The organism is Micromonospora sp. A3M-1-15, from assembly GCF_024213425.1.
GTDB classification, from domain to species: domain Bacteria; phylum Actinomycetota; class Actinomycetes; order Mycobacteriales; family Micromonosporaceae; genus Micromonospora; species Micromonospora chersina.
The window spans coordinates 1,657,657-1,678,436 of sequence record NZ_JANAVK010000001.1 but is presented as its reverse complement, the minus strand read 5'-3'; the positions used below and the strand labels follow the sequence as shown (position 1 = coordinate 1,678,436).

Sequence of the window (20,780 nt, the reverse complement as noted above, 5' to 3'; positions counted from 1 at the left end):
AACCGCCCGAAACGGATCGGGGACCACCACCCACTTCGATCCCGGGGTCGCCCCCTACCGGCTGCTCCGGGGGCGCACGGAGTCAGGCAACGTTGAGCTGGATGTTCCCGATCCGGGCGACGACGTCGAGATGCCCGCCGAGGCCGGTCACGTAGGCCCTCAGCGTCTCCAGGTTGGTGCTCTCCCCGTTCTCGATCTGGCTGATCCTTGCCTGGGACAGACCCGCGGCCTCGGCCAACTGAGTCTGGGTGATGCCAAGCTGCTTGCGGATCTCGGCGAGCTGCGCACCGCTGACCGAGGCGAGCATCTGCTCCCGCAGCTGCCCACGCCGAGCCGCACGTTCAGGCTCGTCCCAGGTCGGGTCGATCTTCCTCGCCTGGGCCTTGACGTCCCGCCAGTTCACTCCATCTGTCATTGCTGGACTTCCTTCAGGCTGATGAGGTGCTCCTGGAATCGTGCGTCCGCCAGGGGGATGGCCGTCCGGTACCAACTCTGCCACTGCCCCGCCTTGTCCCCGGCCACGAGGAACACAGCTTCCCGCAACGGATCGAACGCGAAGATCATCCGCACCTCCGTCGGTCCGGCCGAGCCGGGTCGCAACTCCTTCATGTGATGAAAGGTGCTGCCTTTCAGGCGATCGACCAGAGGGCGTCCCAGTGCGGGGCCGTGCTCCCCGAGCAGGTCGATCGCCTCGCTGACGAGGTCAGCCGTGAGGCGATCGGTCCGGCACAGGTCCAGGAACCACGCTTCGACCTCTGGATGCAGCCTGATCTCCCACATGTCGCCAATATAAGGGCAGCTTATATCGCTTCCCGCCCGGACACACGAGGGCAGCGGAAACACGCGGGTCAGTCGACCGTCACCTCGGGTTCGGAGCGGGTGTGGCGGGCGCTGATCACCGTCATGGCCCAGCCCGCCGCCGCGAACCCGGCCGCCGCCGTTCCGCCGATCAGCAGCAGCCGCCACGCCGACTCGGTCAGCGCGGCGCCGCCGAGGTGGCCGACGAGCGTCCCGTACGCCGCCCAGCAGATGGCCGCGGCGGCCTCGTACAGGACGAAGAGGCGGTACGGGTAGCGGCTGCGCCCGGCCGAGAAGCAGGCCGCCATCCGGCCGCCGGGCACGAACCGGCAGAGCAGGATCACCAATGGCCCGGGTTCGCGCAGGCCACGGGTGACCCGGGCGGCGGCCCGACGGGCCCGGCCCGGCGACCCGTGTCGCGGCTCGCGGCGGGCGGGTGCGGTGCGGCCCAGCACGTAGCAGGCGAGGTCGCCGGCGAAGACGCCGAGCGCGCCTACCGCGATGGTCAGCGGCAGGTTGAGCCCGCCGTAGACGGTCAGTGCCCCGCTGGTGATCATGACGACCTGGGTCGGCACCACCGGCACGAAGGCGTCGGCGACCAGCAGGGTGAGCAGCACCGCGTACGCCCAGGTGGGCGACGCGACGTCAGAGATGAATTCGGCCACGACCGCCACCTCGCCGGAGTTCCCCGTTCGACCGTACCGAGCCTGACGGCGTGTCCCGCGTCACCGTGATCGGCCCCGTCCGGCGGTGACCGGCGACACCGGCAGGCCACCGGTGTTCAACGACGCAGCCCCGCCGGATGTGACGAGCCGCGAAGGCGTCGCCGGCCCCGGGGGCGGGCGGCGGATCGACGATCGGCGGCGTACCGTTGTCGGCGCGCGGCTCCGGAGACGTCGGGTCCCCCGTTCCCGACGGACGGGCCGCCGCGGGTCGCCGGCAGGTCCCGTGCCGGCGACCCGCTCCCACCGCACCACCGCCGGGTGCGTCGCGAAATCCAGGTGCCGCAGCCGCGCCGCCGCGCGTACCGTCGCCGCATGCGCAGCGCGGTACTGACCACGACGCCGGGTATCCCCGGCGCGCCGCACTGACGTTTCCGTCGACGAGGCCCCGGGGCGATCCGCTCCGGGGCCTCGCGGCGTTCCGGGTCAGCTCGCCTCCGGGTCGTACCCGATCAAGGAGAGCGACATGATCGACCACCGCAGGCTCGGCCGGGACCTGGAGCTGTTCGTCTCGGACCCCCTCGCGGGCGCCGGGCTGCCGATCTGGCTGCCGGCCGGCGCGGCCGCCCGGCACGCCGTCGAGGAGTACGTGCGGGAACTGGAGCGCCGCGCCGGCTACCGGCACGTGTACTCGCCGCCGCTGGGCAAACGGGAGCTGTTCGAGCTCTCCGGTCACCTCGGCTACTTCGCCGACGACATGTTTCCGCCGATGCGGCTGAGCGCCGACGACGAGTTCGTGCTGCGCCCCGCGCTCTGCCCGCACCACGCGCTGGTCTTCCGCGCCCGGGGCCGCTCCTACCGGGAGCTGCCGCTGCGGGTCGCGGAGATCGGCGGGATGTACCGGGCGGAGCGCTCCGGGGTGCTCGGTGGCCTGTCCCGGGTCCGCGCCATCTCGCTGAACGACGCGCACAACTTCTGCGCGCTGGAGCAGGTCGGAGACGAGGTACGCGAGATCCTCCGGCTGATCCGCGAGGCGCACGCCGCGCTCGGCGTCCGGCCGGCCGGGTTCCGGCTGTCGCTGCGCGGGCCGGGGGAGAAGTACGTCGGCGGCGACGCCGACTGGGCGCGGGCCGAGGAACTGCTGCGCGCCGCGCTCGACGGGGTCGACCACCACGAAGGGCCGGGCGAGGCCGCCTTCTACGGCCCGAAGATCGACATCCAGATCGTGGACGCGGCCGGCCGGGAGTCGACCATCTCCACCGTCCAGCTCGACTTCGACAAGCCGGAGCGGTTCGACCTGTCGTACACCGACGCGGACGGGCGCCGGAAGCGGCCGGTCATGGTGCACCGGAGCCTGGTGGGCAGCATGGAGCGGCTCTTCGCGTACCTCATCGAGGTGCACGCCGGCGCCTTCCCGGCCTGGTACGCCCCGGTGCAGCTGGTGCTGCTCCCGGTCGACGACGGCCAGGCCGACGCGGCGGTGGCGCTGGCCCGCCGGGCCGAGGCGGCCGGGCTGCGGGCCGAGGTCGACCTGGCCGGCTCGCTGGGCGCCCGGATCCGCGACGCGGCCCGCCGGAAGGTGCCGTACGTCGGTGTGATCGGCCGCCGGGAGGCTGCCGACGGGTCGGTCGCCCTGCGCCTGCGCGACGGGCGCGGGCTCGACCCGATGCCGGCGGCTGACGCGCTGGGGCTGGTCGGCGCCGTGGTGGCCGCCCGCTCGGCCGACCTGCTCCCGCCGGCCTGACCGGCGGGGCGTCGCTCCGGCCGGGTCGCCGCTCGTGGCGCCCATGTCAGCGCCCGGCCGGCGCGGTGGCCGGCTGCCCGGGCGGTCCGCCGCCGGGCCGTCCGGGCGGTCCGCCCGGCAGCCCGGGCGGTCCGCCGGCCGGCAGCGGCGCGGCGGCCTCCTCGTCGATCGCGGCGCCGGCGAACTGCGACCGGTAGAGCCGGGCGTACGCGCCGTCGGCGGCGAGCAGCTGGTCGTGGCTGCCCTGCTCGACGATCCGGCCCTGCTCCATCATGAGGATCAGGTCGGCGTCGCGGATGGTGGAGAGCCGGTGCGCGATGACGAAGCTGGTCCGGTCGCTGCGCAACGCCGCCATGGCCCGCTGGAGCAGCACCTCGGTGCGGGTGTCGACCGAGCTGGTCGCCTCGTCGAGGATCAGCAGCGACGGCTCGGCGAGGAACGCCCGGGCGATGGTGATGAGCTGCTTCTCGCCGGCGCTGACGTTGCTGCCCTCCTCGTCGATCACGGTGTCGTAGCCGTCGGGCAGGCTGCGCACGAACCGGTCCACGAAGGTGGCCCGGGCCGCGGTCAGGATCTCCTCCTCGGTGGCGGTCGGCCGCCCGTACGCGATGTTGTCCCGGATGGTGCCGCCGAAGAGCCAGGTGTCCTGGAGCACCATGCCGATCCGGCCGCGCAGCTCGGCTCGCTTCATGGACCTGATGTCGACCCCGTCGAGGGTGATCCGGCCGGCGTCCAGCTCGTAGAACCGCATGATCAGGTTGACCAGGGTGGTCTTGCCGGCGCCGGTCGGGCCGACGATGGCGACGGTGTGCCCGGGTTCGGCCACCAGCGAGAGGTCGTCGATCAGCGGCTTGTCCGGGTCGTAGCGGAAGGAGACGTGGTCGAACTCCACCCGGCCGGTGACCTTGGGTGGGGCGGGCCGGTCCGGGACCTGCTCCTCGGCGTCGAGCACCTCGAAGACCCGCTCGGCCGAGGCCACCCCGGACTGGAGCAGGTTGGCCATCGAGGCGATCTGGGTCAGCGGCTGCGTGAACTGCCGCGAGTACTGGATGAACGCCTGCACGTCGCCGAGGCTCATCGTGCCGGAGGCCACCCGCAGCCCGCCGACCACGGCGATCGCGACGTAGCTGAGGTTCCCCACGAACATCATCGCCGGCATGATGATCCCGGAGATGAACTGGGCGGCGAAGCTGGCTTGGAACAGCTCGTCGTTCTTGGCCGCGAAGGCGGCCTGCGCCTCGCGCTGCCGGCCGAAGACCTTGACCAGCTCGTGGCCGGTGTAGGTCTCCTCGATGAGGCCGTTCAGCTCGCCGGTGTGCCGCCACTGGGCGATGAACCGGCGCTGCGAGCGCTTGGCGATCTGCTGGGTGACGACCACCGACAGCGGCACCGCCACCAGGGCGACCAGCGCCAGCAGCGGCGAGATCCAGAACATCATGGCCAGCACGCCGACCACGGTGAGCAGCGCGCTGAGCAGTTGGCTGAGCGTCTGCGACAGGGTCTGCGAGATGTTGTCGATGTCGTTGGTGACGCGGCTGAGCAGCTCGCCCCGGGGTTGCTTGTCGAAGTAGGGCAGCGGCAGCCGGTTGAGCTTCTCCTCCACCTCGGCGCGCAGCCGCAGCACGGTGCGCTGCACGACCCCGTTGAGCAGCCAGCCCTGCCACCACATGAGCAGGCTGGCGCCCAGGTAGAGCGCGAGCGCCAGGGTGAGGGTGCGGCCCAGCGCCGTGAAGTCGATGCCCGCCCCGGGCACCACGTCCATCCGGGCCAGCATGTCGGCGAAGTTGTCGTTGCCGGCGGCCCGGGCCGCGGCGACCGCCTGCTCCGGGGTGGTGCCGGCGGGGATCTGCCGGCCGACCACACCGGCGAAGATGATGTCGGTGGCGTGCCCGAGGATCTTCGGACCGATCACGCTCGCCCCGACGCTGGCCACCGCCAGCGTGATGATCGCGGCCAGGGAGAACCGGTGCGGCCGCAGGCGGCCGAGCAGTCGGCGGGCGGACGGCCCGAAGTTCATCGACTTCTCCGCCGGCATGGCGGCGCCCATCCACGGCGGCCCCCCGCCGCGCCGTGCGGCGGCCGCCGCCGGCAGCCGCTGCGGCGCCTGCCCGTCGGCCTTCGCGTCCGGCGCCGGCTTCTGTCCGGGTACGGCCGTCATGCCGTCACCTCGCTTCGCTCGGCGCCGTCATGACCCCCGCGGCCACTGAGCTGGCTGGTTCGCTCGCTGCGCTCGCTCATGCCGTCACCTCCGCCGTCTGCTGGGACGCCACGATCTCGGCGTACGTCGGGCAGGTCACCAGCAGGTCCTCGTGTCGTCCCATCCCGACGACGCCCCCGTCCTCGAGCACGATGATCTGATCGGCGTCGATGATCGTGGAGACCCGCTGGGCCACGATCACCACCACCGCGTCCGCGGTGACCGGTTTCAGCGCGGCCCGCAGCCGGGCGTCCGTGCCGAGGTCGAGCGCGGAGAAGGAGTCGTCGAAGAGGTAGATCTCCGGCTGGCGGACCAGCGCGCGGGCGATGGCGAGCCGTTGCCGCTGGCCGCCGGAGACGTTCGTGCCGCCCTGCGCGATCGGCGCGTCCAGCCCGCCCGGCATCTCGGCGACGAAGTCCCGGGCCTGGGCGATCTCCAGGGCCGCCCAGAGTTCGGCGTCGGTCGCGTCCGGGTTGCCGTACCGGAGGTTGCTGGCGACGGTGCCGCTGAACAGGTACGGCCGCTGTGGCACCAGGCCGATCCGGCGCCACACCTCGTCCGGTTCCAGCAGCCGCACGTCCACCCCGTCGACAAGCACGGCGCCGGCGGTCGGGTCGACCAGCCGGGGGATCAGGGTGAGCAGGGTGGTCTTGCCGGCGCCGGTGGACCCGATGATCGCCGTGGTCCGGCCGGGGCTGGCCCGGAACGAGATGTCGTGCAGCACCGGCGCGCTCGCTCCCGGGTACTGGAAGGAGACGCGGCGGAACTCCAGCTCCGCGCGCCGGGTCATCGCGATCATCGGCTCGACCGGCGGCACCACCGACGATTCCGTGTCCAGCACCTCGACGATCCGTTCGGAGCAGACGGCCGCGCGCGGCACCATCATCAGCATGAAGGTGGCCATCATGACCGCCATCAGGATCTGCATCAGGTACTGCAGGAAGGCGGTGAGCGCGCCGACCTGGATCTGGCCGGAGTCGACCCGCTCCGCGCCGAACCAGAGCACCGCGACGCTGGAGACGTTGAGCACCAGCATCACCACCGGGAAGATCAGCGCCTGGAGGCGGCCGATCCGCAGCGCGGTCGCGGTCAGGTCCGTGTTCGCCACCCGGAACCGCTCGGTCTCGTAGGGCTCGCGGACGAAGGCCCGGACCACCCGGATGCCGCTGATCTGCTCGCGCAGCACCCGGTTGACCGTGTCGATCCGGGTCTGCATGAGCCGGAAGCCCGGGACCATCCGCCGGGTGATGAGGCCCAGCGCGACGGCCAGGACCGGCACGCAGACCAGCATGAGCCAGGAGAGCCCCACGTCCTCCTGGAGCGCCATGACCACGCCGCCGACGCTCATGATCGGCGCGGCGACCAGCATGGTGCAGCTCATGAGCACGAGCATCTGCACCTGCTGCACGTCGTTGGTGTTCCGCGTGATCAGCGAGGGCGCCCCGAACCGGGCCACCTCGCGGGCGGAGAAGCGGTTGACGTGCGCGAAGATGCCGGCCCGGACATCGCGGCCGAAGCCCATGGCGGTCTTCGCGCCGAGATAGACGGCGACGATCGAGCAGGCGATCTGGAGCAGGCTGACGAGCAGCATCCAGCCGCCCGTACGCAGGATCTGGTCGGTGTCGCCGACGGCCACGCCGCGGTCGATGATGTCGGCGTTGAGGCTCGGCAGATAGAGCGATGCCATCGTGCCGACGAACTGGAAGGCCACCACCGCGGCCAGCAACCGCCGGTACGGGCGCAGGTGGGTACGGAGCAGGCGGATCAGCACGGACGGCTCCCCGATGGGTTCTCGGTGTCGGACTCGCTGTCCCGGTTCAACCGGCGAAGGTCGCCATCGGACATGCTCGTGATGATTTCGGTGAGGAACTCGCGGATGACCGCCTGCTTCGCCGGGTCCGCGTCGACCGAGGTGAGCGGCCGGTTGCTGTGGATGAGGTCGATGATGGCGAGCGCGTGCTCCCGGCCCTTGTCGGTGAGGCTGAGCTGGACGCTGCGCCGGTCGGCGGGGTCCCGGCGGCGGGCGACGAAGCCGTCGCGCTCCAGGGTGTCGACGATGCCGGTGAGGGTGGCGGGCCGGACGAAGCACCGCTCCGCCATCTCCCGGTGGGTGCTGTCGCCGGCCCGCAGCAGGACGAGCAGCACCCGCATGCCGGCGGAGGTGAGCCCGTGGTGTTCGGCGAGGTAGCGGCCCCAGTGCTGCTCGACGATGTGCCCGGCGATGGAGATGAGCCGGCCGAGCGGCGCCTGCTGGAGCGCGTCGGGGAAGCGGACGAGCGGTCCCATGTTCACGGGCGTTAGATTAGCCCCCGAACGGTAAGGCCCCAAACTATTTTCGCGGTCAGCCGAACGCCACCGCCAGGGCGGCGGCCACGAAGATCACCTGGAGGGCCGTCCGGACGCCGACCGGGGTGACCGGGCGGCCGGCGAGCGTGAGCCCGCGGCGGGCGGCCGAGACGTTGGCCGGGAACATGGCCAGCATGAGCAGCGCCAGGCCGGCGGCGGCCGCCCGCGCGGTGGCCGGCAGGAGCAGCCCGAGCGCGCCGGCCAGTTCGAACACCCCGGTCAGGGTGACCAGCAGGTCGGGCCGGGGCAGCCGCGGCGGCACCATGGCGATCAGGTCGGCGCGGCGGGACAGGAAGTGGGCCGAGGCGGTCAGCACGAACATCAGGGCCAGGCCGATCCGCAGGGCGGGGTGCCAGCCGTCGAGGGCGTCGACGCCGAGCAGGCCGGCGAGCCGGGCCGCCGCGGTGCCGGCGACGAGGGCGATCAGAGGTGCCATGGGGTACGCCTCCCGAGGGGTCAACTTGTCGGTGACAAGATTGCGCCGCGAAGGGCCATCTTGTCAATGGCAAGTTAGAGTGGTGCGCATGACCCAGTCCCGCGCGTACCACCACGGAGACCTTCGCCGCGCCCTGCTCGACGCGGCGGTGGAGGTGATGGCCGAGTCCGGCCCGGCCGCGCTGAGCCTCCGCGACCTGGCCCGCCGGGCCGGCGTCTCGCACGCCGCCCCCGCACACCACTTCGGCGACAAGGCGGGGCTGCTCACCGCGCTCGCCGCCCAGGGGTTCGCGCTGCTGGCCGAGGCGCTGGGGAACGCCGGCGACGATCTGGTCGACACCGGGGTGGCGTACGTGGGGTTCGCCGTCCGGCACCGGGCCCACTTCGAGGTGATGTTCCGCCCCGACCTCTACCGGGCCGACGATCCCGAGGTGGTGGCCGCCCGGACCCGCGCCGGCGAGCTGCTGCGCACCGGCGTGGCCCGGCGTACCGGCCGGGGGCCGGACGTCGACGCGCTGGCGGCGTGGTCGATCGTGCACGGCTTCGCGACGCTCTGGCTCTCGGGCGCCCTGCCGCCCCGGGTCGGCCCCGACCCGGAGGCCGCCGCCCGCACCGTGATCAGCCGGCTCTTCCCCTGACGGCCGGGCCTCTCCGCGCGGGACCCGGCCCCGGGGTCACCAGCTCGTCGGCAGGGGCATGCCCTCGGTGTAGCCGGCGGTGCTCTGCACGCCGACCAGGGCCCGCTCGTGGAACTCCTCCAGGTTGCGGGCGCCCGCGTACGTGAACGCGCTGCGCACCCCGGAGATGATCTCGTCGATCAGGTCCTCGACACCCGGCCGGGTCGGGTCCAGGTACATCCGGGCCGAGGAGATGCCCTCCTCGAAGATCGCCTTCCGGGCCCGGTCGAAGGCGCTGTCCTCGGCGGTACGGGCGCTCACCGCGCGGGCCGAGGCCATCCCGAAGCTCTCCTTGTAGCGCCGGCCGTCGGCGTCGGTGTAGAGGTCGCCGGGCGACTCGTAGGTGCCGGCGAACCAGGAGCCGATCATCACGTTCGAGGCGCCCGCGGCGAGCGCCAGCGCCACGTCCCGCGGGTGGCGTACGCCGCCGTCGGCCCAGACGTGCCGGCCGAGCGAGCGGGCCGCCGCGGCGCAGTCGAGCACCGCGGAGAACTGCGGGCGGCCCACGCCAGTCATCATCCGGGTGGTGCACATGGCGCCCGGCCCGACACCGACCTTGATGATGTCGGCGCCCGCCTCGACCAGGTCGCGCACGCCGTCGGCGGTGACCACGTTGCCCGCCGCCACCGGCACTGCGGGGTCGAGCTTGCGGACCGTCCGCAGCGCCGAGATCATCCGCTCCTGGTGCCCGTGCGCGGTGTCCACCACGAGGGTGTCCACCCCGGCCTCCAGCAGGGCGGCCGCCTTGCCGGTCACGTCGCCGTTGATGCCCACCGCGGCGGCGACGCGCAGCCGGCCCCGGTCGTCAACGGCCGGCTTGTAGAGCGTGGCGCGCAGCGCGCCCGACCGGGTCAGCACCCCGACCAGGCGCCCCTCGGCGTCCACCACGGGGGCGAGCCGCCGCCGGCCCGCCGAGAGCCGGTCGAAGCCGGTACGCGGGTCCGCGTCCGCCGGCACGGTGTGCAGCTCGGTCGACATGACGTGCCGGAGCTGGGCGAAGCGGTCCACCCCGACGGTGTCGGCCTCGGTGACCACGCCGAGCGGGCGGCCGGCCTCGTCCACCACGATCACCGCGCCGTGCGACCGCTTCGGCAGCAGGTGGATGGCGTCGCCCACGGTGTCCGTGGGGCCGAGCGTGATCGCGGTGTCGTGCACGAGATGCCGCTGCTTGACCCAGGCGACGACGTTCGCCACCACCTCGATGGGGATGTCCTGCGGGATCACCGCGATGGCGCCGCGCCGGGCCACCGTCTCGGCCATCCGGCGGCCGGCGACCGCGGTCATGTTCGACACCACCAGCGGGATGGTGGTGCCGGTGCCGTCGGCCGAGGCCAGGTCGACGTCGAGCCGGGAGCCCACCTCGGAGCGGTTGGGCGCCATGAAGACGTCGTTGTAGGTCAGGTCGTGCGCGGGGACCGCGCCATGAAGGAACCGCACCCGGCCATCATTCCCGCTCGCGGCCGGTCCCGCCGCCGCTGGTGGCCCAAACCACCCCGGCCGGCGGGACCGCCGCGGACGTCAGGAGATGGTGCAGATCGCGGCGCCGGCCGTGATCACCGCACCGACCTCGGCCGACAGGCCGCTGACCGTGCCGGCCTTGTGGGCGTGCAGGGGCTGCTCCATCTTCATGGCCTCCAGGACCACCACGAGGTCGCCCTCGGCGACGGTGTCCCCGTCCGCCACGGCGATCTTGACGATGGTGCCCTGCATGGGCGAGGCGAGCGTGTCGCCGCCGGCCGCCGCGCCGGCCTTGGCGCCGCCGCCCCGGCGGGCCGGCTTCTTCGCGGCGGGCGCGGCTGCCGCCGTACCCCCGCCGAGGCCGGCCGGGAGGGTGACCTCCAGCCGCTTGCCGCCCACCTCGACCACGACGGTCTCGCGCTCGGCCGGCCCCTCGGCGGCGCCGGCGGCGGCGGTGAAGGCCGGGACGGTGTTGTCCCACTCGGTCTCGATCCACCGGGTGTGCACGGTGAACGGCTCGGCGGTGAACGCCTCGTCGCGGACCACCAGGCGGTGGAAGGGCAGCGCCGTGGCCATGCCCTCGACGACCATCTCGTCCAGCGCGCGGCGGGCCCGCTCCAGCGCCTCGGTGCGGGTCTCGCCGCTGATGATCACCTTGGCCAGCAGCGAGTCGAAGTTGCCGCCGATGACGTCGCCGGCCGCGACGCCCGTGTCGACCCGCACGCCCGGCCCGGTGGGCAGCCGCAGCGCGGTGATGGTGCCCGGGGCGGGCAGGAAGTTGCGGCCCGGGTCCTCGCCGTTGATCCGGAACTCGATCGAGTGCCCGCGCGGGGTCGGGTCCTCGGTGAACCGCAGCTTCTCGCCGTCGGCGATGCGGAACTGCTCACGGACCAGGTCGATGCCGGAGGTCTCCTCGGTCACCGGGTGCTCGACCTGGAGCCGGGTGTTGACCTCCAGGAAGGAGATGGTGCCGTCCGCGCCGACCAGGTATTCCACCGTGCCGGCGCCGTGGTAGCCGGCCTCCCGGCAGATCGCCTTGGCGCTGTCGTGGATCTGGCGGCGCTGGGCCTCGGTGAGGAACGGCGCCGGGGCCTCCTCGACCAGCTTCTGGTGCCGGCGCTGGAGGGAGCAGTCCCGGGTGCCCACCACGATCACGTTGCCGTGCTGGTCGGCCAGGACCTGCGCCTCGACGTGGCGGGGCTGGTCCAGGTAGCGCTCGACGAAGCACTCGCCCCGGCCGAACGCCGCGACGGCCTCGCGGGTGGCCGACTCGAACAGGTGCGGGATCTCCTCCATGGTGCGGGCCACCTTGAGGCCGCGCCCGCCGCCGCCGAACGCCGCCTTGATGGCGACCGGCAGCCCGTGGTCGACGGCGAAGGCCATCACCTCGTCGGCGTTGCCGACCGGGTCCGGCGTGCCGGGGACCAGGGGCGCGCCGGCCCGCTGGGCGATGTGCCGGGCGGTCACCTTGTCGCCCAGGTCGCGGATGGCCTGCGGGGTCGGGCCGATCCAGCTCAGCCCGGCGTCGATGACGGCCTGGGCGAAGTCGGCGTTCTCGGAGAGGAAGCCGTAGCCGGGGTGCACCGCGTCGGCGCCGGCCCTCGCGGCCACGTCGATCAGCTTGTCGATCCGCAGGTAGCTGTCGGCCGCCGTGTCGCCACCCAGGGCGTACGCCTCGTCGGCGAGGGTGGCGTGCAGGGCGTCCCGGTCGGAGTCCGCGTAGACGGCGACGCTCGCCAGGCCGGCGTCGCGGCAGGCGCGGATGACGCGGACGGCGATCTCGCCGCGGTTGGCGATGAGTACCTTGCGCACCTTGGTGGCTCCTCCCGAGGTCGTTGCCGGGAGTGTATCGGCCGGGGAATTCGGCCCTAACGATCGCTCAGTGTGGGATGCCGCACTGTAGTCAAATTTGGCTATTACGCTTGCCCGGTGTCGGCAACACGGATGATGATTCTGGGCCTGGTCAGGTGGATGCAGCCGGTGCACGGCTACGACGTACGCCGTGAGCTGCTCAGTTGGAGCGCGGACAAGTGGGCCAACGTGCAGCCCGGTTCGATCTACCACGCGCTGCGCAAGCTCACCGACGAAGGGCTGCTCCGGACGGTCTCCGTGGAGCAGGTCGGCGCCCGCCCCGCCCGCACCACGTACGAGGTGACGGCGAAGGGCGAGGAGGAGTTCGAGACCCTGCTGCGGGCGCAGTGGTGGCAGCTCAACGAGCCACCGGACCCGTTCGTGGCGGCCTTCTCGTTCCTGCCCGCCATGCCCCGCGACGAGGCGGCGGCGGCCCTGCGTAACCGGGCGAACCTCCTGCGGGCCGGCGTCGAGTCGATGCGGGCCTCGCTGGACTCGGACTGGGTGCGCAACCGCAAGCCGGTGCACGTCGGCTGGATGTTCGAGCTCTGGCTGGCCCGGGCCGAGGCGGAGATGGCCTGGTGCGAGCGGATCGCCGAGCGGATCGAGTCCGGAGTGTCGTACCTGCCTGCTGGGCTGGAGCAGGCCGAGGGGTGGCCGGGCTGGCGGGACGGCGCTCCCAACGCGGAATAATCAACGTTGACCACAAGAGCTATATCGCGTTAGTCTCTGCGCGAGCCGTGGGGGAGCCGTGCGTCCTCGCGGACCATCGACGGCCGGTCGCGTCCGGCCCGGAGGACCAGGAGCAGACATGATCGAGACCAGGGGGCTGCGGAAGTCGTTCCGCTCCCGCGCGGGTCGCGAGACGAAGACCGTGGACGCGGTCCGCGGCGTCAACCTCGAGGTCGCCGAGGGGGAGATCTTCGGCTTCCTCGGCCCCAACGGCGCCGGCAAGACCACCACCCTGCGGATGCTCGCCACCCTCATCGAGCCGGACGGCGGCGAGGCCACCATCGCCGGGGCCGACCTGCGCAAGGACCCGGCCGAGGTGCGCCGGCGGATCGGCTACGTGGCCCAGGGCGGCAGCACCTGGGACGAGTCCACCGCCCGCGAGGAACTGGTGCTGCACGCCCGGCTCTACGGCATCTCCAAGGCCGAGGCGCACCGCCGCGCCGCCCGCGCCCTGGACGCCTTCCAGCTCAGCGAGTACGCCGACCGCAAGTGCAAGACCTACTCCGGCGGCCAGCGCCGGCGCGTCGAGATCGCGCTCGGCATCATCCACGAACCGAAGATCGTCTTCCTGGACGAGCCGACCACGGGCCTCGACCCGCAGAGCCGGGCCCACATGTGGGACGAGATCCGCCGGCTGCGCACCGAGGGGATGACCGTCTTCATCACCACGCACTACCTCGACGAGGCCGACGCGCTCTGCGACCGGATCGCGATCATGGATCACGGCGAGGTGGTCGCGGAGGGCACCCCGGCCGAGCTGAAGCGCGAGATCTCCGGCGAGGTCGTGCTGGTCGGCCTCGACGCCGCCACCGCGCCCAAGGCCGCCGAACTGCTCGACACCGAGGCGTACGTCAGCAAGCTGGAGACCGTCGACGAGGGTGGCCTGCGGCTCTACGTCGACGAGGGCGCCACCGCCATCCCGCAGGTGCTGCGCCGCCTCGACCACGCCGGGCTGGAGCTGCGCTCGATCGAGCTGCACCGCCCCAGCCTCGACGACGTCTTCCTCACCAAGACCGGCCGCTCGCTGCGCGAGTCCTGAGCATCGGGAGCACTGACATGAAACTCGCCCGCGACACGTGGCTGATCTTCCAGCGGCAGATCCAGCTCCTGCTGCGTAACCCCGTCTGGGTCTTCGTCGGCGTCTTCCAGCCGGTGATGTACCTGCTGCTCTTCGCCCCGCTGCTCAAGCCCGCGCTGCGGGTGTCGACCCAGGCCGAGGCGTACAAGATCTTCGTACCCGGCCTGCTCGTGCTGCTGGCCATCTTCGGCGGCCTGTTCCAGGGCTTCGGCCTGATCGCCGAGCTGCGCGCCGGGGTCATCGAGCGGTCCCGGGTCACCCCGGTCAGCCGCCTCGCCCTGCTCCTCGGCCGCTCGCTGCGGGACGTGGTCTCGCTGATCGCGCAGGCGGTCATCATCACCCTGCTCGCGCTCCTGTTCGACCTGCGCGTCTTCATCGGCTACCTGCTGCTGGCCTACCTGATGCTCGCGCTCATCGCGCTCATGACCTCGGCCGTCTCCTACGGCGTCGCGCTCAAGGTCAAGAGTGAGGACGCGCTGGCCCCGCTCATGAACACCGTGGCCCAGCCGGTGCTGCTGCTCTCCGGCATCCTGCTGCCGCTCATGTACGCCCCCGGCTGGCTCCAGGGCGTCGCCGACTGGAACCCGTTCTCCTGGGCGGTCGACGGCACCCGGGCGCTATTCGCCGGTGAACTCGGCAACGACAAGGTCTGGCAGGGCCTGACGATCATCGCGGTGCTCGCCGTCGCCGGCGTGGTCTGGGCCGCGCGGCAGTTCGCGCGCAGCGTCCGCTGAGGGGGACGAGAGCTGCCTCTCAACCGGGGCGGGGTGCCGGCCGCGCGCGCGTAGCGTAAGGCCGGTGCCCCGCCTCACCCGTGACCGGACGACCTGGCTGACCTACGCCCAGCTGGGAATGTGGGGCTTCTTCCTCTACGGGTTCGGTCCCGTCGTCCCGCTGCTCCGCGACGAACAGGGCACCAGCGCCGCCGTCGCCGGCCTGCACAGCACCGGCATCGCGGTCGGCGCGCTGGCCGGCGGCGCGCTGTTCGCGCCGGCCGCCCGCCGCCTCGGCCGCGGCCCGGCGATCTGGCTCGGGCTGGCCGGCGTGGCCGCCGGCGTCACCGCCCTCGGCCTGCTCCGCCCGCTGCCCGCCACCATCGCCGCCGTCGCGGTCATCGCCACCTTCGGCATGATGGTGATCAGCGGAGTCAACGTCGTGCTCACCGCCCACCACGGGCCCGGCGCGCCCGCCGCGCTCAGCGAGGCCAACGCGGCCTGCGCCGGCATGGGCATCCTCGCGCCGCTGGTCATCGGCGCGACCGTGGACGGCGGCCTCGGCTGGCGGCCGGTGATGGCCGTCGAGGTCGGGCTCATCACGCTTGTCGCCCTCGCCGCCCTGACCTTCCGGGTACGCCTCCCGAAGGCCGCACCCGCTGTCGCGGCTGCCGCCGCGCCCGCTCGGCCGGCACGTCCGATCTTGGAGACTCACCGTTCGTCTCGAACGGAAACTGTCCAAGATCTCGGACATCGCGCGGTCGCCGGGCGGCTGCCGCGGGCGTACTGGATCGCCTGGGTGCTGATGTCGGTCACCGGCTCGATCGAGGTCTGCCTGTCGCTCTGGACCGCCGACGTGCTCCGTACCCACGCCGGGCTCAGCGCCGGCGGGGCGTCCGCGGCCGTCGCGGCGATCGTCTGCGGCATGTTCGTGGGCCGGTTGGCCGGCGGCCGGCTCGCGCTGCGCTGGCCGCCGGTGCCGCTGCTGCTCGCCGCGCTGACCGTCTCCCTGGCCGGGTTCGCGCTGTTCTGGTCGGCCCCGGTCGGCTGGCTGGCGGTCACCGGCCTGGTCGTGCTCGGGCTGGGCAACGCCCTGCACTACCCGCTGGCGATCTCCATCGCCCTCGCCGCGGCCGGGCCGGCCGCGGACAAGGCGGCCGGCTGGGCGTCGTACTCGATGGCTGTGGGTTTCGGGATCGCGCCGGTCGCGCTCGGGTGGGTGGCCGACGGCGTCGGCCCGCACCTGGCCTTCCTGCTCCTGCCCGGCTTCATCGCCGCGGCCATGCTCCTCACCGTGCGGCTCGGCCGCGCCCTGCGCCGGCCCGCACCCGGCGACGACCGCACCCCGGTCGCCGCCGCCGCGTGACCGCTCCCCGGCTCGACCTGCCTCCGGTCGTTGCCTGATCGGCGCCGGGTCGGCGCGGGTGGTGATGCCCGGCGGGTGCGGACCACGGCGCCACCACGGCGGCTGGTCAGAGCACCCGGGCCAGGGTCACACCGTCGGCGATGGGGAGCATGACGACCTCGACGCGGACGTCGGCGAGGATCTCGTCGTTGAAGGCGGCGATGGCGCGGTCGTCGGCATTCTGCGGGGCGAGCACCCGGCCGCCGCGCAGCGTGTTGTCCACGGCGATCACCGCGCCCGGGCGCATCCGGGGCACCAGCTCGTCCCAGTAGACCGGGTAGCCGACCTTGTCGGCGTCGATGAACGCCAGGTCCAGGTAGCGTTCCTGCGGCAGCTGGCGCAGCGTCTCCGCGGCCGGACCGATACGCAGCTCGATCCGGTCCTGCACGCCGGCCCGGGTCCAGTAGCGCCGGGCCACGCCCGTGTACTCCTCGGAGATGTCGAAGCAGGTCAGGCGGCCGCCCTCGGCGAGGCCCCGGGCGATGGCCAGCGACGAGAGGCCGGTGAACGTGCCTACCTCCACCGCCTGCCGCACGCCCAGCAGCCGGGTCAGGAAGGTCAGGAACGCGGCCTGCTCGGGCGCGACCTGCATGTCCGCCTGGGCGGGAAGGGCGGCGCGGGTCTCCTCGGCCAGCTCCCGGACGATCTCGTCGGGGGCGGATCCGTGCGCCACGAGGTACGCGTGCAGTTCCGGGGTCAGCGGCAACGGCTTCGTGCTCATGATCGGACGTTAGCCGAGATGCTCGATCTCCTGGCCCCCGGGCGCGACCTTCGTCCACAGGTCGGTGATGTTCAGCTCCAAGTCGGCGAGGAGATTACGCAGCAGCGGCAGGGAGAGCCCCACCACCGTGCCCGGGTCGCCCTCGATGCCGGTCAGGAACGCCCCGCCCAGCCCGTCGATCGTGAACGCCCCGGCCACCGCCAGCGGCTCACCCGTCGCCACGTACGCGGCGATCTCCGCGTCGCTGATGTCCGCGAAGTGCACGGTCGTCGAGGCGACCGCCTCCGCGCGTGACTCGTGCACCACGTCGATCAGACAATGACCGGTGTGCAGCACCCCGCTGCGCCCACGCATCCGCTCCCACCGCCGGGTGGCGTCCGCCGCGTCGGTCGGCTTGCCGAGAATCTCCCCGTCAAACGCCAGCACCGAATCGCAGCCGAGCACCAGCGTCCGCTCGTCCGGGTTGGGACGCAGCCGGCCCAGCACCGCCTGCGCCTTCAGCCGGGCCAGCTCCAGGCACAGCTCCTCGGCCCGATCGCTGACCACCTGCGACTCGTCCACGCCGCTGACCAGCACGTCGGGTTCGATCCCGGCGGCCTGGAGCAGCTTGCGGCGGGCAGGACTCTGCGAGGCGAGTACGAGGCGCAGCGGCACGGAGGTCAACACCCCACCGACGCTACCGGCTGATCCGCGGCGGCGGGTCGCCGGCACGTCGACGGCGGCGCCAGACCAGATAACCGCCGCCCGCCGCGAGCAACACGCCCAGCGTGGCCAGGCCGCGGGCGGTCGAGTTGTCGTCGCTGTTGTTGTGGGCCGCCGTCGAGGTGGGCGCGGTGACCGACGGCGATTCGAAGCCGAGTGGGGGGACGTCGGCGGTAAGGGCGGCGACGAGGTCGATGACGCCGTAGCCGTACTCGTCGTCGCGGCCGGGCGGGCCCTTGTCGATCGCGGTGGCGGTCAGGCGGTGGGCGACCTCCTGAGCGGGGAGATCGGGGTACTTGGAACGGATCAACGCGGCAGCCCCGGCCACGATCGCGGTGGCATCGGACGTACCAGTGCCGACGCGATAACCGCCATTGATCCCGGTGCTGTAAATGTCCACCGCCGGCGCCACTACGTCGATCTCTGGACCGCTGACGGATATTGCTGCCCGATTCCCGTTCCTATCGATACCGCCAACTGCGATCACGTCAGGGCTGCTAGCCGGATACTCCACAATAGAAGATTCTGTCGTATTGCCGGCTGCTGCTACAACTACGATGTTCGCCTGAATTGCAGCTCTGATCGCTTGCTGAAGGCGTATGTCTGCTCCCGCAGCCGCAGAGATGCTGATCACGTCAGCGCCGTGCTCGATGGCGAAGTCTATGCCGGCTGCGAGGTCTTCTGTGTTTCCGCCTTCACTTCTCTCTTTGCCCCTGATCGGGAGGAGCTTTGCTTCCGGGGCTATGCCGAGGATGCCTGTATTTCCAGGGCCGCCATGGGCAGCGATCAGGCCAGCCATGCCAGTCCCGTGGCCATCTAAGTCTCGTCGGCCATCGCCTGCCTTGTTGTTGGTCGTGTCGAGGCCGGGAAGTAGGTTCTTCCGCAAGTCTGGGTGGAGCGCAATGCCAGTATCCGGTACTGCCACGGTCACTCCTGCGCCTGTGGCGTGCCGCTGTGCCTGATCTGCCTTGAGGTAGCGTAGGTGCCACTCGCTATTGCGAACTGGATCAGTCCTCGGGGGTGGCGCCTCGATCGCGAGTGCAGGTGACGTGCAAAGCATTGCTCCTGCAATAGCGATTTGCGCGGTGGCGAAAGTTGCGGCACGTCTCACCTATCAAACCCGATTGCTGGTCCCGGGTCAATGGGTCCCTTGTCCTCGGGTGGGCGGACGATGGGCGGCGTGCCTTCGTCGATTTCCCAAGGATGGTCGGGATCCCAAATGCGCTGGTCTCGCTCGCTTTGGCTGCCGCGAATTGAACGGTTCGGCGATCCTCCCGCGCCCGTCGGGCCCAAACCAGGTGCGCCGCCGATCGGGGACAGGTTATGTGTTCCACCAGCCCTCCCAGCACCGGGACGTGACCCCGCTGCGCCGCTTGGTGCCGTGCCCGCTCCACCGCCTCCGATTACACCACCGACAGGATTGACGCGACGCGGCGGGACTGACGAGCTTGGCTGGCTAACCCCCATCCCTGGCGCGCCACCAATCAGTCCCCCCAAGGGAGGGGTCCTCGGTGGAGTTGCGTGTGGAAGGCTCTTGGCGTCACCCACTGATGGCCGCCCGAGTGGCCCCCGTGGCTCTCCAAGGCGGCTTGGAGGCAATAAACGGCCCGACGAGTTCGGAAAACTGGTGATGGAAGGTGGCGTGCCGAAATTTTGCTGGGGCATGGGCTGGGCGTGAGGTGTGCCCGGGCTGACGCTTGAGCTAACGGGTGGCGGTGCAAGCCCTGCTCCCGCCCCACCCAGAATTGGCCCCACTCCCGGCGCTGAAGGACTCGATAGAGGGGTTCCTGCCGTTGCCTGCCGACCCGGGCGGGTGCTCCTGCTCGCCGTCGGCAGGGGCACAGCCACGATAGGTGGGATAACCGGCGCCATCGACTGTTCGTTGGGGCCTGCTGCACCATCATCGCGGCCCGGCCACTTTCTCGGTGGAGGTTGGCGGAGCATGACTTGGGCTTGTTGGAGTTCGCCGCTCAGTCCCGTCATCAACCCGCGGGCACGTACGTTCAGCTGCTCCAGGTCAGCATCCGTCACCGGGGGCTTCTCCGGCAGCCGGCTCCCCGCCACCGCCTTCGGGTCGGCGAGGATCGTCTCGTACGCCCGCTTCTGCCGCACCTTCTCCGCGTACTCGTCGTAGAGCGGTTGGAGTTCGGCGCGGGTGCTGCCGATGGCGCGGGTGGCGGCGGCGAGCGCGTCGTAGTTCGCGGCGGCCGCGTCGTGGGTGCGCTGCACCTGGTCGATGAGCTGGTCGAGCTCACCGAGGTACGCCCGCGCGGCGGCGTTGGTCTCCGGTGGCCACGCCTCGGCGAGCCCGCGCCGGTATTCGCGCAGCCGGCTGAGGTGCGTCAGGGCGAGGTCGCAGACCTTGCGCCAGCCGGCGACCTGCTTCCACTGGCCGGTGGTGTCCTGGTCCTGGAGGCACGCCCACATGCTGAGCACGTCCATGAGCCGCCAGTCGGTGAGCCCGGAGGTGCGCCCGCTGCCCCGTTCGATCACGGCAGGACCACCCGCCCCTGCTCGGGTGCGGTCGGATCGGCCAGGGGCGGCACGGGGCGGGCCGCCGCGGTGGACGGCGCGGCCAGGGCACGTTCCACGTCGGCGACCCGGGCCGAGGAGAACGCGTCGGAGTCGCCGTATCTGGTGGCGATGTGGGCGGCGGCGCCGGCCAGCCGGCCGGTGGCCGGGGCCAGGTCCCAGACCATGCTGACCGTGGCCTGCTGGGTCTCGTGGTGGGCCTGGAGGAACTGGACCAGCTCGACGAATGCGTCGGCCGGGTTGGGGACCGGGGCCTTCATGTCGTCCGCGATGTACGACAGGTGGGGGGCGTAGTTGCGGGTCACCTCGTCCTGGAGCCGGTCGGCGAACTCGCGCATCCGTCGGATGTCGGCTTCGATGCCGCCGTAGTCACGCAGCCAGCCGGCCGGCTGGTTGTCCTCCGGGATCATCGACCCTCCCTGCCCGTCACCGCACGGTTTCCCTCAGTGAGGTTAATGGCTCGTCGCGGATCCCGGCAGTCCTGATGCGCGGGCGGCGTACCCGGGAAGGGTCAGCGGGGGAGGCCGGAGGCGCGCCACGCGCCGGGGCCGGCGACCGGCGCCGCGCCGGCCGGACGGGCGCTGCGCGCCCAGTGCGACACGGCGGCCGGCGCGGTGGCCGCGGCCGGCCGGGTGCGCACCACGATCGCGCCGACCAGGGCGGCCAGCTCCTCGGCGCTGGGCACGCCGCGGACGATCCGGAACAGCGGCTCTTCGGCAGACATGCCGA

The 20,780-nt window shown here is 72.1% G+C and carries 20 protein-coding genes; 6 read left to right on the top strand and 14 right to left on the bottom strand.

Annotation, left to right across the window (positions count from 1 at the left end; all coding sequences use genetic code 11):
* Window positions 1-82: 82 nt before the first annotated feature.
* From NLX85_RS07730 to NLX85_RS07720, 3 genes are all read right to left on the bottom strand, one after another.
* Window positions 83-415 carry a helix-turn-helix domain-containing protein gene (locus NLX85_RS07730; RefSeq protein WP_254332754.1) on the bottom strand — a complete coding sequence of 111 codons (333 nt, stop codon included), beginning with the start codon at window positions 413-415 and terminating at the stop codon, window positions 83-85.
* Window positions 412-780, bottom strand: coding sequence for a type II toxin-antitoxin system RelE/ParE family toxin (locus NLX85_RS07725; RefSeq protein ID WP_254332752.1), 369 nt, complete (start codon window positions 778-780; stop codon window positions 412-414). Before NLX85_RS07725 ends, NLX85_RS07730 begins: the two co-directional genes overlap by 4 nt.
* Window positions 781-848: 68 nt before the next feature.
* Window positions 849-1,463, bottom strand: coding sequence for a DedA family protein (locus NLX85_RS07720; RefSeq protein ID WP_254332750.1), 615 nt, complete (start codon window positions 1,461-1,463; stop codon window positions 849-851).
* Between the two features lie 508 nt (window positions 1,464-1,971).
* Here NLX85_RS07720 and thrS point away from each other — a divergent pair.
* On the top strand, window positions 1,972-3,204 hold the full coding sequence (gene thrS, locus NLX85_RS07715; protein ID WP_308210700.1) for a threonine--tRNA ligase: 1,233 nt from the start codon (window positions 1,972-1,974) through the stop codon (window positions 3,202-3,204).
* A gap of 46 nt (window positions 3,205-3,250) precedes the next feature.
* Here the strand turns inward: thrS and NLX85_RS07710 are convergent, their stop codons facing one another.
* The 4 genes from NLX85_RS07710 to NLX85_RS07695 form a co-directional block, all read right to left on the bottom strand.
* Complete coding sequence (locus NLX85_RS07710) at window positions 3,251-5,362, bottom strand: ABC transporter ATP-binding protein (protein WP_254332746.1); 2,112 nt, start codon at window positions 5,360-5,362, stop codon at window positions 3,251-3,253.
* Window positions 5,363-5,438: 76 nt separating this feature from the next.
* Window positions 5,439-7,172 (bottom strand): ABC transporter ATP-binding protein, encoded by a 1,734-nt coding sequence (locus tag NLX85_RS07705; RefSeq protein ID WP_254332745.1) that lies wholly within the window; start codon window positions 7,170-7,172, stop codon window positions 5,439-5,441.
* The gene (locus NLX85_RS07700) at window positions 7,166-7,687 is read right to left on the bottom strand and encodes a MarR family winged helix-turn-helix transcriptional regulator (protein WP_254333700.1); all 522 of its coding nucleotides are present in this window, start codon (window positions 7,685-7,687) and stop codon (window positions 7,166-7,168) included. The genes NLX85_RS07705 and NLX85_RS07700 overlap by 7 nt, the downstream gene beginning before the upstream one ends.
* A 55-nt stretch (window positions 7,688-7,742) precedes the next feature.
* Window positions 7,743-8,183 carry a DoxX family membrane protein gene (locus tag NLX85_RS07695; protein WP_254332738.1) on the bottom strand — a complete coding sequence of 147 codons (441 nt, stop codon included), beginning with the start codon at window positions 8,181-8,183 and terminating at the stop codon, window positions 7,743-7,745.
* 88 nt (window positions 8,184-8,271) lie between these two features.
* On the opposite strand from NLX85_RS07695, the gene NLX85_RS07690 reads away from it, so the two are divergent.
* Window positions 8,272-8,820 carry a TetR/AcrR family transcriptional regulator gene (locus NLX85_RS07690; protein ID WP_254332736.1) on the top strand — a complete coding sequence of 183 codons (549 nt, stop codon included), beginning with the start codon at window positions 8,272-8,274 and terminating at the stop codon, window positions 8,818-8,820.
* 36 nt (window positions 8,821-8,856) lie between these two features.
* Here NLX85_RS07690 and NLX85_RS07685 read toward each other — a convergent pair whose 3' ends face one another.
* Both NLX85_RS07685 and NLX85_RS07680 read right to left on the bottom strand, forming a co-directional pair.
* Window positions 8,857-10,296 (bottom strand): GuaB1 family IMP dehydrogenase-related protein, encoded by a 1,440-nt coding sequence (locus NLX85_RS07685; RefSeq protein ID WP_254332734.1) that lies wholly within the window; start codon window positions 10,294-10,296, stop codon window positions 8,857-8,859.
* Window positions 10,297-10,377: 81 nt separating this feature from the next.
* Entirely contained in the window at window positions 10,378-12,129 is a 1,752-nt protein-coding gene (locus tag NLX85_RS07680) for a biotin carboxylase N-terminal domain-containing protein (protein WP_254332732.1), read from the bottom strand.
* Between the two features lie 132 nt (window positions 12,130-12,261).
* Here NLX85_RS07680 and NLX85_RS07675 point away from each other — a divergent pair, with 132 nt between their 5' ends.
* The 4 genes from NLX85_RS07675 to NLX85_RS07660 all read left to right on the top strand — a co-directional run bounded on the left by NLX85_RS07675 (window position 12,262) and on the right by NLX85_RS07660 (window position 16,057).
* The gene (locus NLX85_RS07675) at window positions 12,262-12,861 is read left to right on the top strand and encodes a PadR family transcriptional regulator (protein WP_254333699.1); all 600 of its coding nucleotides are present in this window, start codon (window positions 12,262-12,264) and stop codon (window positions 12,859-12,861) included.
* Window positions 12,862-12,979: 118 nt separating this feature from the next.
* Entirely contained in the window at window positions 12,980-13,939 is a 960-nt protein-coding gene (locus NLX85_RS07670) for an ATP-binding cassette domain-containing protein (RefSeq protein WP_254332730.1), read from the top strand.
* Window positions 13,940-13,956: 17 nt separating this feature from the next.
* Complete coding sequence (locus NLX85_RS07665; RefSeq protein ID WP_254332722.1) at window positions 13,957-14,712, top strand: ABC transporter permease; 756 nt, start codon at window positions 13,957-13,959, stop codon at window positions 14,710-14,712.
* A gap of 64 nt (window positions 14,713-14,776) precedes the next feature.
* Window positions 14,777-16,057, top strand: a complete 1,281-nt coding sequence (locus NLX85_RS07660) for a sugar MFS transporter (RefSeq protein ID WP_254332721.1) — start codon at window positions 14,777-14,779, stop codon at window positions 16,055-16,057.
* A gap of 106 nt (window positions 16,058-16,163) precedes the next feature.
* On the opposite strand, the gene NLX85_RS07655 is transcribed toward NLX85_RS07660, so the two are convergent.
* From NLX85_RS07655 to NLX85_RS07630, 5 genes are all read right to left on the bottom strand, one after another.
* Window positions 16,164-16,817 carry an O-methyltransferase gene (locus tag NLX85_RS07655; protein ID WP_091314075.1) on the bottom strand — a complete coding sequence of 218 codons (654 nt, stop codon included), beginning with the start codon at window positions 16,815-16,817 and terminating at the stop codon, window positions 16,164-16,166.
* A gap of 9 nt (window positions 16,818-16,826) precedes the next feature.
* Complete coding sequence (locus tag NLX85_RS07650; RefSeq protein WP_254332719.1) at window positions 16,827-17,483, bottom strand: nucleoside triphosphate pyrophosphatase; 657 nt, start codon at window positions 17,481-17,483, stop codon at window positions 16,827-16,829.
* A 10-nt stretch (window positions 17,484-17,493) separates the two neighbouring features.
* The gene (gene mycP, locus NLX85_RS07645) at window positions 17,494-18,579 is read right to left on the bottom strand and encodes a type VII secretion-associated serine protease mycosin (protein ID WP_256566558.1); all 1,086 of its coding nucleotides are present in this window, start codon (window positions 18,577-18,579) and stop codon (window positions 17,494-17,496) included.
* A 1,429-nt stretch (window positions 18,580-20,008) separates the two neighbouring features.
* The gene (locus NLX85_RS07635) at window positions 20,009-20,461 is read right to left on the bottom strand and encodes a hypothetical protein (protein WP_254332713.1); all 453 of its coding nucleotides are present in this window, start codon (window positions 20,459-20,461) and stop codon (window positions 20,009-20,011) included.
* 101 nt (window positions 20,462-20,562) lie between these two features.
* On the bottom strand, window positions 20,563-20,775 hold the full coding sequence (locus tag NLX85_RS07630) for an acyl-CoA carboxylase subunit epsilon (RefSeq protein WP_254332709.1): 213 nt from the start codon (window positions 20,773-20,775) through the stop codon (window positions 20,563-20,565).
* Window positions 20,776-20,780 lie beyond the last annotated feature (5 nt).